The organism is Microbacterium sp. Z10_103 (assembly GCF_058310455.1).
In genome coordinates this window covers 196,414-210,270 of sequence record NZ_JBZEGK010000001.1, presented here as the reverse complement: position 1 = coordinate 210,270, position 13,857 = coordinate 196,414, and the positions used below count along the sequence as shown (strand labels likewise).

The window sequence follows — 13,857 nt, the reverse complement described above, 5'->3', positions numbered from 1 at the left end:
AGTGTCGGGAAGAAGGCTCGCCGCGATCACCAGAGGTCGCTGAGCCGCCTACTCGTGAGCTCGCCGGCCTGATCGCCGAGGGTGTACCGGAGGTCGACGGTCACGTCGGCGAGGAGCTGCGCCAGCGTGGGGCGGACCACCAGCGAGCCGAAACCGCTGTCGTCGAGAGTCGCGGTCGCCCGCACGTCGCCGTTCGTCAGCGCCTGAACGTTCGCGCCAGGGGCCCCGGACAGGCTGATGCGCACCTCCGTGACCAGGTCGTCGACCAGAACGATCTCCGCACCCGCGATCGTCGGTGAACCGGTCGGCAGCGTGGGTGTCGGCTCCGGCTCAGGCGTCGGCGTCGGCGTCGGCGTCGGGGTCGGGGTGGGCTCCGGCGTGGGGACCGGAGTCGCTTCGGGCGTCGGCGTGGGCGTCGGGGTAGGAGTGGGCTCCGGCGTGGGGATCGGAGTCGACTCCGGCGTGGGGATCGGAGTCGACTCCGGCGTGGGGGTCGGCGTCGGCTCCGGCGTCCGCTCGGGGGCCGGCGCGGGCTCGGGGGCCGGAGCCGGCTCGGGGGCCGGCTCGGACGGTGGCACCGGCGTCGGAGCGGGCTGGTCTTCCCGCGCGGGAATCGGGGCAGGCACGTCCTTCGGTGCCGGCTCGGCGGATGGGGTGGGCTTCGGCCCCGGCGAGGCCTCCGGAGTCGGCGTATCGGTGGGAGTTCCCGGGAGCGTCAAGGCATCGCTGGGCGCGGGCGACGCCGCGTCCCTCGTGGACGTCACGACCGCAGCATCCTGCGGCCGGTCAGACGTCTCGACCGCGGCAACAGCATCCGTCCGCCCGCCCGCGAACCCGCCGTGCACGGCGCCCAGCGAGACGCCACCCACGACAGCGATGCCGGCGGCGACCAGCGCGATCGTCCCGCCCAATCCCCCGGCGGAGCCGGCTGCGGCCGTCGCTCCGGCGGCAACGCCGGCAGCCGAGGTGCCCGCCCCGACAGCGGCCGGGGATGCGGCGAGCGCCGTGCCACCGGCCACGCCCGAGGCCGAGCCGCCGGCGGCCAACGACGACGGCATCGCGGCCATCGCAACCGCCGCTCCCGCACCCTCCCGCAGGGCGGCGAGCGCCGCGACCGTCGCGCCGGCACCCACGACGATCGGTAGCAGGACGAGAGCAAGGCGTCCGGACACCTCCTTGGCCTCGGCCGCGATGGCGGCGCAGGGCGCGTGCTCGGACAGGTGCTGCTCCATGCGGCGCAGGTCGCGGGCGCTGAGGTTGCCGCGCGCGTAACTGCCCATGCGCTCGATGACCCACCGGCACTCGGAGTCGGCGTCCACCGTCTGCAGGTGCGCCTGGATCCACGCCACACGCAGGCCCTCGCGAGCCCGGAAGCCGAGCTGAGCGACAGCTGTCGCCTTAATCCCGAGGAGCGGCGCCACCTCGGCGGGCTTCATCCCCTCGACCTCGGTGTACCAGAGCACCTCCTGCCAGCGGGCGGGAAGGCTCCGGAACGCGTCATGGGTGAGTGAACGGTCAAGTGCCTCGTCGGTGACGTGCGCCGCCGCATCCGGATCGACGACCGCCTCGAGGTCGTCGATCGTCGTCTCGCTGCGGGCACGACCCCACGCGGCGGCGGTGTTGCGGATGCTGGTGAACAGGTAGGCGCGGAACGACCCCTCCGGCCCGCCCCCACGCTGCAACGACTGGAAGATGCGCGCGAACGCCTCCTGCACCAGGTCGTCGGCGTCCAGCGTCGAGGTGATGGAACGGGCAACAGCCACCCCGGAGCCGTAGTGCCGGCGCCACAGTTCTCCGAACGCGTCGGCATCGCCCGACCTCGAACGATGTACCAGGTCAGCGTCGGCCGGCATCGCGCCGTCGGCGCCCACGAGCTCGTGGTCGTGCGTCATTGTTCGTCCCCCCGACGCGGCCCTCGGGATCCATCCGAGGTCCGTAGCGCGGGCGACCGGAGTCAGCCCCCGCGACTCGACCTCCCATTCTGCCTCAGCGTCGGCGCTCTCGCACGAGGAAAATCAGGGTCCGGGAGATGGCTTCCCGGCGTACCGCACCCCCGGTCGCACCGTCGGATCGAGGTCGAACCGGGGAATCCGAAAAACTTCTTCAATTTGCGTAATAGATCGCCCGTCGCGTCGTCTCATCAACGGGGATACCGCGCGCCCTTCTGGGGAGAGGGGCCGGGTCACCCGGGCTCCTGCTGGGGACAGGAGCCAGGACGCCGACGTTCCACCCTGGGGGTCACGCAAGTGACGGAACGCCGATGGCGGGGCCTGGACTCTCTTCCGGAAAGAGTTCGGGCCCCGGCATACCCCTCCCCGGATCACCTTCAGGCGCTGCACACGCTCGCCGCCCCCACCGAGGTGCACAGTCGCGGTCACCCGGACCCGCTCCTGCGCCCCCAGAGAGAGTCAGATGCTCACCCTGCCCCTGTGGACGTGGCTGGCGATCGCCGCCGCGTGGGTCCTCGCCGCACTCGGTGTCGGCATCCTGGTGGGCCGCGCCATCACGGCCGCCGACCACCACGACCACCCGCGTCCGCTGCCCCGGGCGTCCGTCTCCGAGCGCGCGGATGCGGCGCCTTTGTCGCCGGACGCTGAGCCGGCGCCCTCCCGCTGACGGGTGCGCTCCCGCTGACCCCGGGCGCTACTGAGGAAGGGCCGCGGCCAGGTCACGCAGCGCACGCGGAGCATCCGACGTCGGCTGCACCTGCACGCACACGTGGTCGGCGCCGGCATCCAGGTGGGCCCGGAGTGCCGCCACCAGGTCGGGAACATCACCGTGCACCACGATCCGGTCGACCAGCTCGTCGCTTCCGTCGCCGGCGATGTCGTCGTCCGTGAAGCCCGCGCGCAGCATGTTGCCGGTGTAGTTCGACAGCCGCAGGTAGTTGCGGAGGAACGCCCGGGCCGACTCCCGCGCCGACGCCACGTCGGGATCGAGCACGACCGTCTGCTCCGGGGCGACGAGCTTGCCCGGTCCGAGCGCCTCCCGGCCCTCACGCGTCTGGCTCGGAACCGTGAGGTACGGATGCGTGCCACCGCTCCGCTCGGCAGCGATCGCCAGCATCCGCGGACCCAGCGCCGAGATGATCCGATCATCGACCGGGATGTCGCGCTCGTCGAGCACGTCGAGATACTCCGAGATCGCCCGTAACGGCCGCGCGCGATGGGGCGTGGCCTCGGGATGACCCGTGCCGATCCCGAGGATCAACCGACCGGGATGCTTCGCCACGATGCGGTGATACGAGTCGGCCAGCTCCGCCGCATCCGACTTCCAGATGTTCACGATGCCCGTCGCCACGATCACCGACTCCGTCGCATCCAGAAGGTGCTCGGCGTGCTCGAGGTCGGCGGGCGGCGACCCGCCCAGCCACACCGTCCCGTACCCCAGCGCCTCGATCTCCCGCGCCAGCGCGGGCTGGATGTCGCTGCCCCGCATCCACACGCCGAAGAATCCCAAGCGATCCGTCCAGGTCATCTCACTGCCCTTCAGCGCTGGAACGTGCCGTGGATGATCGCGCGCCCGAGGGTCTTGAACGCGAGCTGGAACGACACGACCGCCGGCGTCACCTCGGGCGTCACCCCCAGCGTGTCTTCGCCGACGGCGTGGACGACGAAGAAGTACCGGTGCACCTGGTCGCCCTGCGGCGGCGCGGCGCCGGCGAATCCGGGCTCACCGCCGTCGTTGCGCACGTGGAACGCGTTTCCGGGAAGCGGGGCGGCGGCGGCACCGGCGGGCAACTCGGTGACGGATGCGGGGAGGTCGACGAGCACCCAATGCCAGTACCCGCTCGGAGTCGGAGCATCCGGGTCGAAGCACGTCACGACGAAGGACTTCGTGCCCTCCGGCGCGCCCGACCAACGCAGGTGCGGGGAGACATCGCCGGTCGCGGCGCCTGTCGCAGCGGCGGCGACCTGCTCGGGCTTCAGCGGCTGCCCGTCAGTGATGTCGTCGCTCGTGACCTCGAACGAAGCGACCGCGGGAAGCAGCGGATACGGGTCGGGGGTCTGCGGGCGCGTGAGGTCGGTCATACCCCGAACCTACCCATCCCCGGCCGTTCGCGGGCTAGCGTGGGGCGATGAGAACCGTTCCCCTCGGCCCCACCGGCCTCCGCGCCCCCAACGTCGTCGCGGGCATGATGCGCATCACCGACAAGAGCGACGAGGAGATCCGCACGCTCGTCTCCGCCGCGCGCGACGCCGGCATCGACTTCTTCGACCACGCCGACATCTACGGCTCCGACACGCACCAGTGCGAGCGGCGATTCGCCGAAGCACTGCGGCTCTCGTCGTCGGAGCGGGCCGAGATCACGATCCAGACCAAGGCGGGAATCGTCAAGGACGGGCCGTACTTCGACTTCTCCTACGAGCACCTCATGGAGGCGGTCGAGGGCTCGCTGCGTGCGCTCGAGACCGACTACATCGACATCCTGCTCCTGCACCGCCCCGACGCGCTGGTCGAGCCGGAGGAGGTCGCCCGCGCGTTCGACGAGCTCGAGGCGGCCGGCAAGGTCCGCGCCTTCGGCGTCTCGAACCACACGCCCCGGCAGATCGACCTGCTGCGCTCCGCCGTCCGCCAGCCGATCGTCGCGAACCAGCTGCAGCTGTCGATCGCGCACGCCCCGATCATTACCCAGGGTCTCGCCGGGAACATGGACATCGACCAGTCCGTCACCCGCGACGCCGGCGGCATCCTCGACTACTGCCGCCTCAACCGCATCACGGTGCAGGCATGGTCGCCGTTCCAGTCGGGGTTCTTCGGTGGCGTGTTCCTCGGGTCTCCCGACTACCCGGAGCTGAACGCCGTGATCGACGACCTCGCCGCCGCCTACGACGTGCCGCCCATCGCGATCGCCACGGCCTGGATCACGCGGCATCCCGCGGGCATGCAGGTCGTCCTCGGCACGACCACGCCCGAACGCGTCACGGGCGCCGCCCTCGGATCGGACCTGCCGCTCACCCGCGCCGAGTGGTACGCCCTGACCCGGGCCGCCGGCTACCGCGTGCCGTAACGGTAAGAAGGGGAGCGTCCTCGCCCCGGGCGAGGGCATCGGCCCGAGCGAGGGCGTTATCCGCCGCATCCATCCTCGCCCGGGAAGATCTCCTCGCCTCGGGCGAGGGTGGCGGATGCTGCGGAGCGCCGAGCGGCGGATTCCGCGGGCCACCCGCGCGCGCCGCCGTGGGCGGGTCGGCGCGAGGTGCGCGTCAGAACCAGGGGCGTCAGAGCCAGTGGCGTTTGCGGAAGACGCCCCACAGCGTCACCGAGGTCGCAGCCATCAGCGCGAGCGCCATCGGATACCCCCACACCCAGTCCAGTTCGGGCATGTAGGTGAAGTTCATTCCGTAGATCGTGCCCACCAGCGTCGGACCGAAGAGGATCGCCGCCCACCCCGAGATCTTCTTCACCTGCTCGTTCTGCGTCAGCGCGGTCTCCGTCTGTCGCCGCGTCACCAGGGTCGCGTTGACGGTGAGCGCGTTCTCGAGGATCGCGCGCATCGACCCGAGCTTGTCGGTGATCCGGAGCGAGTGATCGAGCACGTCGCGCAGCGACCGCTGCAGCTCGAGGTCGACGCCGTACTTTCCGGCTCCGTCGAGCAGCGACTCCAGCATCCCCTTCAGCGGCTCGGCCGCCCGCTGGAAGATGATGACTTCGCGGGACAGGTCGTAGATGCGCCGCGACAGCTCGCCGCCGTCGTTGGAGAAGAGCTGGTCCTCAATCTCGTCGACGTCGTTCTGCAGGCCGGCGGTCACCGGCGCATACTCGTCGACCACCTCGTCGAGAATCGCGTACAGCACCGCCTCCGGGCCCCGCGCGAGGAGCTCGGGTTGCGCCTCCATCCGCTGGCGCACATGTGCCAGGTCGGGCACCTCGGCGTGACGGACGGTGACGACGAAGTCGGGGCCGACGAACACATGGAGCTCGCCGAACTCCACCGTCTCGGCGGAGTCGATGTACCGCGCCGGACGCAGGACGGCGAAGAGGATGTCGCCGTAGCGCTCGAGCTTGGCCCGCTGATGCCCCGACAGGGCGTCTTCGACGGAGAGGGGATGCAGCGAGAACTCCGCGGCGACCTGGTCGAGCTCCTCACGAGTGGGCCGGAAGAGACCGATCCACGCCATTCCCTGCTTGGCCCGCATGTACTCGAAGGTCTGCTCGAGGCTCTCGGGATTCTGGATGCGGCGGCCGCCGACGTACACGGCGTTGTCGATGATGGGCACCTGACAAGTCTCCCCCTCCCAGACCCGCCCCTTCGACAGGAGGCGCCACCGGGGCGTGTTGGGTGGTTCGGGGTGGGACCAAGACGCCACTCCCAATCGATGGGTGCAGCGAACGTGCGCCACAGGAGGAGATGTCACCTCGGGAGGTCGAATCCCCAGCATCCGCCCTCCCCTGTGCACATCCCCTCCCCAACGGCACACCCGGATCAAAGCACCCATTCCGCCAGACGCCCGCGCTGCCGGCGAGCGTGCACCTCAGGAGGAGATGTCACCGCGGGAGGTCCGAATCCCCAACATCCGCCCTCCCTTGTGCACATCCCCTCCCGAACGGCACACCCGACATCCCCAGGCGCATTCCACCGGACGCCCGCGCCGCCAACAGGCGTGCACCTCAGGAGGAGATGTCACCTCGGGAGGGGCGAATCCCCAACACCCGCCCTCCCCTGTGCACATCCCCTCCCCAACGGCACACCCGACATCCCCACGCGCATTCCACCGGACGCCCGCGCCGCCAACAGGCGTGCACCTCAGGAGGAGATGTCACCCCGGGAGGTCCGAATCCCCAACACCCGCCCTCCCCTGTGCACATCCCCTCCCAAACGCCACGCCGCTCCCCGAACGGCACACCGCTCCCCGAAAAAGCCGCTCGCGGGCCCACGCCGCGACGAACGGGGATGCGGCGACGAACGCCCGACGCCGCTGACAAACGGGCGCCCGGGGAGGAGATGTCGCAACGGGAGGTCCGGAGCCCCAAGCATCCGGCCTCCCCCACGTGCATCTACCTCCCGAACGGCGCGCCCATACGGGCGGGCGGCCCGGTACGGCTCAGCCCGGACGGGTCAGGACTCGGATGCGCCGGGACCGGCCAGTGACGCCTGGAGCGCCGGCTCGACTCGCGGTCCGGCCGATACCGGGGTCGCGCGCTGAGCCATGGCAGCCATCCAGCCGGGCGCACGGTCGGCGAAGACGAGCCAGACGAAGCCTGCCGCGCCCAGAATCATGGCCAGGAGACCCACACCCCCGAGGATGGCGGGGAACGCGGCGGCATCCGCCGCGCCCGCGCCCTGCGACGCCAGGGCGGCGTCGACGACGGCGCTCACCGAGATCGCTCCTGCCGCCAGCGCGATGCACGCTCCCCCGATCGCAAGTCCAGCGCAGATCGCAAGCCACACGGTGCGACGCCGGGCGCCGAGGAAGTCAATCACATGCCCCATGGTGCGGCCCGCACGCCGCAGAGCGTTTCAGGGTTGACACCGGAAGCGGGATCTGATGATGACTCGCGGCTCGGCCCCTGCCGCATCCATCCGCCGACCGCAACCCCCGATGTCGCCGAGGCCGCCTTCCGTATCGTGCCGAGGAGCAGCCTGCGAAGGAGGACGCCATGACGCGTTTCGGATACACCCTCATGACCGAGCAGAGCGGACCCCGCCAGCTCGTCGACTACGCCGTGAAGGCGGAAACCGCCGGGTTCGACTTCCTGGTCTCCAGCGATCACTACTCGCCGTGGCTGATGTCGCAGGGCCACGCGCCCTACGCGTGGACCGTGCTCGGCGCCGTCGCCTACGCGACCTCCGACATCGGGCTCATGACCTACGTCACCTGCCCCACCATGCGCTACCACCCGGCCGTGGTCGCGCAGAAGGCCGCCACCCTGCAGCTCCTCTCGGAAGGCCGGTTCACCCTCGGCGTCGGATCGGGCGAGAACCTCAACGAGCACGTCGTCGGCGAGGGGTGGCCGGCAGTCTCCGTACGGCAGGACATGCTCGTCGAAGCACTCGAGGTCATCCGCGAACTGCACTCCGGCGACCTCGTCACCTATGAGGGCCACTACTTCCGCGTCGACTCGGCGCGCATCTGGGACTGCCCCGACGATGGGGTCCCGATCGGGGTCGCGGTCTCGGGCGACGCGTCGATCGACAGCTTCGCCGACCTGGCCGAGCACATGATCGCCGTCGAGCCCGACGCCGAGCTCGTGCAGAAGTGGAGTTCCGTGCACCCGCTCGGCGGATCCGAGTCGGGCGAGTCACGCAAGATCGGCCAGATCCCGATCAGCTGGGACCCCGACCGCGAGAAGGCGCTCGAGCGCGCGCACGAGCAGTTCCGCTGGTTCGGCGGCGGGTGGGCGGTCAATGCCGATCTCCCGACGCCGGCGGGCTTCGCCGCCGCATCCCAATTCGTGCGTCCGGAAGACGTCGCCCAGTCGATCGCGACCGGACCCGACCTCGACGAGCTCGCCGAGAGCGTCCGCCCATACGTCGATGCGGGATTCACCGACATCGCGATCCTGCAGGTCGGCGACGAGCAGCAGGACCGCTTCGTGTCGGAGGTCGCCGAGCCGCTGCTGGAGAAGCTGCGCGCCCTGTGACCGGAGAGCAGCGCCCTGTGACGGGAGAGCAGCGCCGCCGGCTCAGCGGCCGAACGTGAGGAACGCTGCCACGACGAGCACGATCGTCCCGAGCGCGATGATCGACACCCCCACGACCAGCCAGATCGGCTGACGGTACGGCGAACGGATGGGCGCTCGCGAGCGCGACTTTCCCTTGCGGCTAGCCATGGGTCAGACCGTACTCCACGGCTGTGTCGCGGTGGTTACGAGTTTGCGAGCGAAAGCGCACACACCCGTCGCGCCGGCGCCCACACCGGTCGCGCCAGAACAGTGCGCGGCCCTCTCGCCGGCACGATCCGTTAGTGTCGTTGCAGCAAGGGGAGTACTCCCATCGCGGCGGACCCGTCAATACGGACTCTACGTAGCGTCCCGGCCCGTCGGCCCGGTTTCCGGGTGGAGGAGACCTTGGCGTCAGATACGCCGACCCTCCTAGGAGTCCCGATGCACGTTCCCTTCCTCGTCTGGGCGATCACGATCGCCGTCACGATCGCGTTCTTCATCTACGAGTTCTTCGCACACGTGCGCAAGGCACATGCGCCCAGCATCGGCGAATCCGCGCGGTGGTCGGCGTTCTACATCGGACTCGCGCTGCTGTTCGGCATCGTGGTCGGCATGGTGTGGGGGTGGCAGTACGGCGGGGAATATTACGCCGGCTACCTCACCGAGAAGGCGCTGTCGATCGACAACCTCTTCGTGTTCCTCATCGTGATGACCGGGTTCGCGGTGCCGAGGATCTACCAGCAGAAAGTGCTGATGATCGGCATCGTGATCGCGCTCATCCTGCGCGGCGCCTTCATCGCGGTCGGGGCCACCCTCATCGAGAATTTCTCCTGGATCTTCTACCTCTTCGGGGCGCTGCTGCTGGTTCTGGCCTACCGTCAGGCGTTCGTGCACCATGAGAGCAATCCCACCGATGGCCGCGGCATGCGCTTCGTGCGCCGCCATCTCCCGGTCACCGAGGAGTACGACGGCGACCGCCTGACCCTGAAGAGGGACGGCCGCCGGTACGCCACCCCGCTGCTGCTGACCATCATCGCGATCGGCTTCGTCGACCTCATCTTCGCGGTCGACTCCATCCCTGCCGTGTACGGCCTCACCGAGCAGTCGTACATCGTCTTCGTCGCCAACGCGTTCGCGCTCATGGGGCTCCGCCAGCTCTTCTTCCTCATCGGCGGGCTGCTCCAGCGGCTCGTGTACCTCGCTCAGGGCCTCGCAGTGATCCTCGCCTTCATCGGCGTGAGGCTCGTCTTCCACGCTCTGCACGAGAACGAACTCCCGTTCATCAACGGGGGCGAGGCCGTGGCGTGGGCGCCCGAGATCCCGATCTGGTTCTCCCTCACGTTCATCGCGGTGACGATCACCGTGGCGACGGTGGCGAGCCTGTTGCGCACCCGTGCGGTAAAGAGCTCCCCGGACTCCGCGGACTCCCCGACACGATGACCCTGAGGTCAAGGAGGGCGAGGGGGCGTCACCGCTTCCTGGCCCTTCTCGTGTGCGCCGCGGCTTTCGTTTCGGGATGCAGCGCAACCGAGGTCTCGCCGCGGATCATCCTCCCCCCGGCCGGCGCACCGCTGGACTACCAGCTCGGTGGCGCGTACCCGCCGCCCGCCGGAGTGGAGATCGTCGTGCGCGACCGGTCCGCGGAGCCGCTCGCCGACGCGTACTCCATCTGCTACGTCAACGGCTTTCAGACCCAACCCGGCGAACAGGACAGCTGGCCGGACGGCACGCTGCTGCTGCGCGACGGCGAACCGGTGATCGACCCGGACTGGCCGGATGAGGTGCTCCTCGACACGTCCTCACCCGAGAGCCGGGCCGCCATCGCCGCCATCGCCGGTCCGTGGATCGAGGGATGCGCCGCCGCCGGGTTCGATGCGGTGGAGTTCGACAACCTCGACACCTTCACGCGCTCCGACGGGGCCCTCGACGTCGACGACAACGTCGCGCTGGCAACGGAGCTTGTCGCGATCGCCCATCGCTCCGGCCTTGCCGCCGCGCAGAAGAACGCCGCCGAGTATGCGGCGCTCCTCTCCGCCGAAGCGGGCTTCGACTTCGCCGTCACCGAGGAGTGCGCGGCCTACGACGAATGCGGCGCCTATGCCACCGTCTACGGCGAGCATGTGCTCGACATCGAGTACACCGACGCTCTCCCCCGGCCGTTCGCCGAGATGTGCGCGGATGCGGCGGTGCCGGAGTCGGTCGTGCTCCGGGACCGGGAGCTGTCGACGCCCTCCGACCCCGAGTACGTCTTCGAGCGCTGTTAGCGGGTCGACCACCACGCCCAGGCGACGAGACCGGGCTGGAAGAAGAGGCGCACGAGACGCTTGCGGTCGGTGTCGAGCCCGAAGGCCGATCGCTTCTTGAGCCACTGGTCGACGTTGCCGGGGAAGACCGCCACGAAGAACGCGGCGAGCGCCGCCCCGATCCGGCGCCGCTCACGCGGGAGCGCGATGAGGGCCGCTCCGAACGCCATCTCCACGACGCCGGACGCCACCACGACGGCATCCTTGTCCAGCGGCCCGGCGGCCACCGCCCAGTCGGGCACCTGCGCCTGGAAGTCGCGGCGCGCCCAGAACACGTGGCTGAGCCCCGCGAACAGCATCGCGGCCCCCAGCATCCATCGGGCGAATGTGCGCACGTCGTCTCCTTGTCGTCAGTTGAGAATGTGCGCGCGAAGAGCCTCGCCGAGCAGTCGTGCGCCCTCGACGGTGGGATGCACGCCATCCCACGTCAATCCTTCGCGGTAGGTGTTCTGTTCGGTGCGCAGCCCCGCCGCGGCATCCGCGAACTCCCAGCCGCGGTCGGCGGCGAGCTGCTGCAGGGTGGCGTTGTAACGCGTCACCGCGTCGGCGCCGAAATCGTTGGGCGGGATGCTGGCGAGCACGACCCGCGCGACGCCGGTCGTGTCCGCGATCCGGGCGAGGTTGGCCGCCGTCTGCTCCGGCGGCACCCCGAAGGCCAGGTCGTTCGTCCCGGCGAGGATCACGAGGACGTCGGCGTCGTAGGGCTGGGCGTTGTCGGCCATCGCCTCGGTCTGCGCCCCGGGCACCGCCCATCCGCCGGCGAACGTCAGCCGGTCATCCACAGCCCACCGCACCCAGGAGAGCTCCCCGAGTACGCCGCGGGGAAAATCGGGGCTGTCACCGCCGTGGCTGATCGAGTCACCGACGACCGCCATCCGCAGCGGTGGCGCGGTGCTGGGCGTTGAGCCGGGCGTCGCCGTCACCGTCGGCGACGGTTCGGGCGAGGGGCTGTCCCCCGCGGCGGCGGACGGATTCGACCCTGCTGAGCGCGCACCGCCCTGCGCGAGCGCCAGGATGAGCACGACCGCGAGGGCGACGGCGGCGGTGGTCGCACCGACGGCGGCCCAGAGCCGCGCCCGCGTCTCGGGCGCGTGCGGCTTCGTCATTCCCCGACGCTATCGACACGGTCTGGATGGCGGGTGTACAGCGGAGCGAAAAGTGGGAATCCCCGCTCCGTCAACCCCGCGCCGTGCACGGCTGGACCGCCGCACAATGGGGTGGTCGTCGCCTCCCCCGGTAACGATGGGTCCCCCGGGCTCCCGTCGTAGAGCACAGGTGTCACGCTCCGATGGGACCGGCGTACGGTCGCCGAACGGTTCCCCCGCCGCTCGGCGGCCGTCGCCGGCCGCGGATCAGGTGAGTACCGGGCGACCGGACGGCGGAGCCGGTGTTACGTCTCGCATCCGGGCGCGCCCCTGTGCTGAGACGCATTCGGTCGCGCAGTCCGAGAGGCGCAGATGAGCGATACCCCGCCCGGTGACGAGGTCGACAAGGCGCGAAGCCGCCGCACCTTCCTGAGAGTGTTCGGAGCCTCGGCGACACCGTCGCCGAGCCCCTAGCGGAGGTATCGGAGGAACTACGCGGCGTGTGCGGGGACGGCTGCGCGAGCAGTCTTGGCCTGCGGCGCGTCACTGTGGACGGGCACCGGCGTGGTCAGGTCGACCGTCAGGCCACCCGAAGAGTTGGCCGAGTTGGCGAGTTCTTTCAGGTACACGGGGTTGAGCATCTCCGGCTCCGCCGTGGTGAAGACGAAACGCAGCGGGATGGCCGGGTGCATCCAGATCGTGGAGCGACCGCCCGGGATGTCTTCCGGGTGTCGCCAGGAGAGCGTGAAGCTCTCCCCGCGACGGAGCTTCGTCGCCGTGACGACCTTGATGTGCGCCAGCAGTCGGTCGGAGACCTCGATGGGCTGGTCCGTGTTCGCGTAAAACAGGTACCCCATGATGCGGTCCTCTCTGCCGACGAGCGGTTGATCTGTTATTCGTCACGTTACTAGGCAAACTAGCTACTCAGCAAGCGAGGGAAGGTGGCTACCGCGTGAACTAAGAAACCTCACCTCGTGAGTAGTCACCTCGGCTAACTACACTGGGCCTACCCGATACGAGGACCGCTTCCACGCGAGGACGCCCATGACTCCAACGGCCACTCAGGACAAGCTCGACGATGCCGTGCGGGCGGTCGAGCGTCTTCGCCTCTCCGAGTCGCGGCTCTCCCGCCGGCGCCAGAACGCCTGCGGTCCGACCGAGAATGCGCGCGCCGCGATGCGCTACATCCTCGAACGCGCGGACGACGGCGAATCAGTCACCCCCACCGAGATCGCGCACCACCTCGCGGTGTCCACCGCATCCGTCACCGGCATGCTCGATCGCCTGCACGCGGGCGGACTCATCGCCTTCGAGTCGAACCCGCGAGATCGCCGCAGCAAGTTCGTCGTCCCGTTCGACCGCAGCATCGACCTCACCGACATCGACCCGCTCACCGCGCGGATCCGCGAGTTCGCCTCGGCGCTCACACCGACCGAGGCGCAGCACGTCGCAACATTCCTCGACCGCGTGCGCGCGGCCGTCGACGAGGAGTGCGCTTAGGCGCGCTCCTGCAGGACCCCGACCGACTCGGCGTCGGGCTCGGGAACGAGGAACAGGCCGTTGGGTCCGTTCGCCTCGTGCATGAGGTCATCCACCCAACGCCGGTTGAGCGACGGCGCCCGGCTGCCGTAGAAGTGGAACACCAGCGGGACGGAGGGGTGAATCCACAAGCTCCGCGACCCGCTGCCGTCGCCGACGCTGTGATGGAACATGAAGGGCTCGCCGCGGCGCAGCTTGTTCATGAAGATCACGCGAAGGTGGGACAAAGTCCGATCCTCGATGTCGAACGATCCACCGGAGGTTGCGTAAACCAGTTTTCCCACGTCCGGAGCGTACTACGCGGATTCGGCTAACCATCACGAGGC

At 69.8% G+C, this 13,857-nt stretch carries 16 protein-coding genes; 6 read left to right on the top strand and 10 right to left on the bottom strand.

The window, feature by feature from the left end:
- Window positions 1-26 precede the first annotated feature (26 nt).
- On the bottom strand, window positions 27-1,892 hold the full coding sequence (locus tag AC4FS2_RS00950; RefSeq protein WP_491176119.1) for a sigma-70 family RNA polymerase sigma factor: 1,866 nt from the start codon (window positions 1,890-1,892) through the stop codon (window positions 27-29).
- Window positions 1,893-2,412: 520 nt separating this feature from the next.
- Here AC4FS2_RS00950 and AC4FS2_RS00945 point away from each other — a divergent pair.
- Complete coding sequence (locus AC4FS2_RS00945; RefSeq protein ID WP_491176117.1) at window positions 2,413-2,616, top strand: hypothetical protein; 204 nt, start codon at window positions 2,413-2,415, stop codon at window positions 2,614-2,616.
- 27 nt (window positions 2,617-2,643) lie between these two features.
- Here AC4FS2_RS00945 and AC4FS2_RS00940 read toward each other — a convergent pair whose 3' ends face one another.
- Together AC4FS2_RS00940 and AC4FS2_RS00935 are read right to left on the bottom strand one after the other, a co-directional pair.
- Window positions 2,644-3,477, bottom strand: coding sequence for an LLM class F420-dependent oxidoreductase (locus AC4FS2_RS00940; RefSeq protein ID WP_491176115.1), 834 nt, complete (start codon window positions 3,475-3,477; stop codon window positions 2,644-2,646).
- An 11-nt stretch (window positions 3,478-3,488) separates the two neighbouring features.
- On the bottom strand, window positions 3,489-4,031 hold the full coding sequence (locus AC4FS2_RS00935; protein WP_491176112.1) for a YbhB/YbcL family Raf kinase inhibitor-like protein: 543 nt from the start codon (window positions 4,029-4,031) through the stop codon (window positions 3,489-3,491).
- 47 nt (window positions 4,032-4,078) lie between these two features.
- Between AC4FS2_RS00935 and AC4FS2_RS00930 the strand changes: the two genes are divergently transcribed.
- On the top strand, window positions 4,079-5,011 hold the full coding sequence (locus AC4FS2_RS00930; protein WP_491176110.1) for an aldo/keto reductase: 933 nt from the start codon (window positions 4,079-4,081) through the stop codon (window positions 5,009-5,011).
- Window positions 5,012-5,219: 208 nt separating this feature from the next.
- On the opposite strand, the gene AC4FS2_RS00925 is transcribed toward AC4FS2_RS00930, so the two are convergent.
- A complete protein-coding gene (locus AC4FS2_RS00925; RefSeq protein ID WP_491154330.1) occupies window positions 5,220-6,218 on the bottom strand; it encodes a magnesium and cobalt transport protein CorA in 999 nt (332 codons plus the stop codon).
- A gap of 839 nt (window positions 6,219-7,057) precedes the next feature.
- The gene (locus tag AC4FS2_RS00920) at window positions 7,058-7,423 is read right to left on the bottom strand and encodes a hypothetical protein (protein WP_491176108.1); all 366 of its coding nucleotides are present in this window, start codon (window positions 7,421-7,423) and stop codon (window positions 7,058-7,060) included.
- A 176-nt stretch (window positions 7,424-7,599) separates the two neighbouring features.
- Between AC4FS2_RS00920 and AC4FS2_RS00915 the strand changes: the two genes are divergently transcribed.
- Entirely contained in the window at window positions 7,600-8,583 is a 984-nt protein-coding gene (locus AC4FS2_RS00915) for a TIGR03557 family F420-dependent LLM class oxidoreductase (RefSeq protein WP_491176106.1), read from the top strand.
- A gap of 42 nt (window positions 8,584-8,625) precedes the next feature.
- On the opposite strand, the gene AC4FS2_RS00910 is transcribed toward AC4FS2_RS00915, so the two are convergent.
- Window positions 8,626-8,772, bottom strand: a complete 147-nt coding sequence (locus AC4FS2_RS00910; RefSeq protein ID WP_491154335.1) for a hypothetical protein — start codon at window positions 8,770-8,772, stop codon at window positions 8,626-8,628.
- A 273-nt stretch (window positions 8,773-9,045) separates the two neighbouring features.
- Here AC4FS2_RS00910 and AC4FS2_RS00905 point away from each other — a divergent pair, with 273 nt between their 5' ends.
- The gene (locus tag AC4FS2_RS00905; protein ID WP_491176104.1) at window positions 9,046-10,044 is read left to right on the top strand and encodes a TerC family protein; all 999 of its coding nucleotides are present in this window, start codon (window positions 9,046-9,048) and stop codon (window positions 10,042-10,044) included.
- The gene (locus AC4FS2_RS00900) at window positions 10,041-10,868 is read left to right on the top strand and encodes an endo alpha-1,4 polygalactosaminidase (RefSeq protein ID WP_491176102.1); all 828 of its coding nucleotides are present in this window, start codon (window positions 10,041-10,043) and stop codon (window positions 10,866-10,868) included. The genes AC4FS2_RS00905 and AC4FS2_RS00900 overlap by 4 nt, the downstream gene beginning before the upstream one ends.
- Here AC4FS2_RS00900 and AC4FS2_RS00895 read toward each other — a convergent pair.
- The 3 genes from AC4FS2_RS00895 to AC4FS2_RS00885 all read right to left on the bottom strand — a co-directional run bounded on the left by AC4FS2_RS00895 (window position 10,865) and on the right by AC4FS2_RS00885 (window position 12,849).
- A complete protein-coding gene (locus tag AC4FS2_RS00895; protein ID WP_491176100.1) occupies window positions 10,865-11,242 on the bottom strand; it encodes a DoxX family protein in 378 nt (125 codons plus the stop codon). The genes AC4FS2_RS00900 and AC4FS2_RS00895 overlap by 4 nt on opposite strands.
- A 15-nt stretch (window positions 11,243-11,257) precedes the next feature.
- A complete protein-coding gene (locus tag AC4FS2_RS00890; RefSeq protein ID WP_491176098.1) occupies window positions 11,258-12,013 on the bottom strand; it encodes an SGNH/GDSL hydrolase family protein in 756 nt (251 codons plus the stop codon).
- A gap of 470 nt (window positions 12,014-12,483) precedes the next feature.
- Window positions 12,484-12,849 carry a DUF7882 family protein gene (locus tag AC4FS2_RS00885; protein ID WP_491176095.1) on the bottom strand — a complete coding sequence of 122 codons (366 nt, stop codon included), beginning with the start codon at window positions 12,847-12,849 and terminating at the stop codon, window positions 12,484-12,486.
- A gap of 187 nt (window positions 12,850-13,036) precedes the next feature.
- Here AC4FS2_RS00885 and AC4FS2_RS00880 point away from each other — a divergent pair, with 187 nt between their 5' ends.
- The gene (locus tag AC4FS2_RS00880) at window positions 13,037-13,492 is read left to right on the top strand and encodes a MarR family winged helix-turn-helix transcriptional regulator (protein WP_491176093.1); all 456 of its coding nucleotides are present in this window, start codon (window positions 13,037-13,039) and stop codon (window positions 13,490-13,492) included.
- Here AC4FS2_RS00880 and AC4FS2_RS00875 read toward each other — a convergent pair.
- Window positions 13,489-13,815, bottom strand: coding sequence for a DUF7882 family protein (locus tag AC4FS2_RS00875; protein ID WP_491154347.1), 327 nt, complete (start codon window positions 13,813-13,815; stop codon window positions 13,489-13,491). The genes AC4FS2_RS00880 and AC4FS2_RS00875 overlap by 4 nt on opposite strands.
- Window positions 13,816-13,857: the final 42 nt, after the last annotated feature.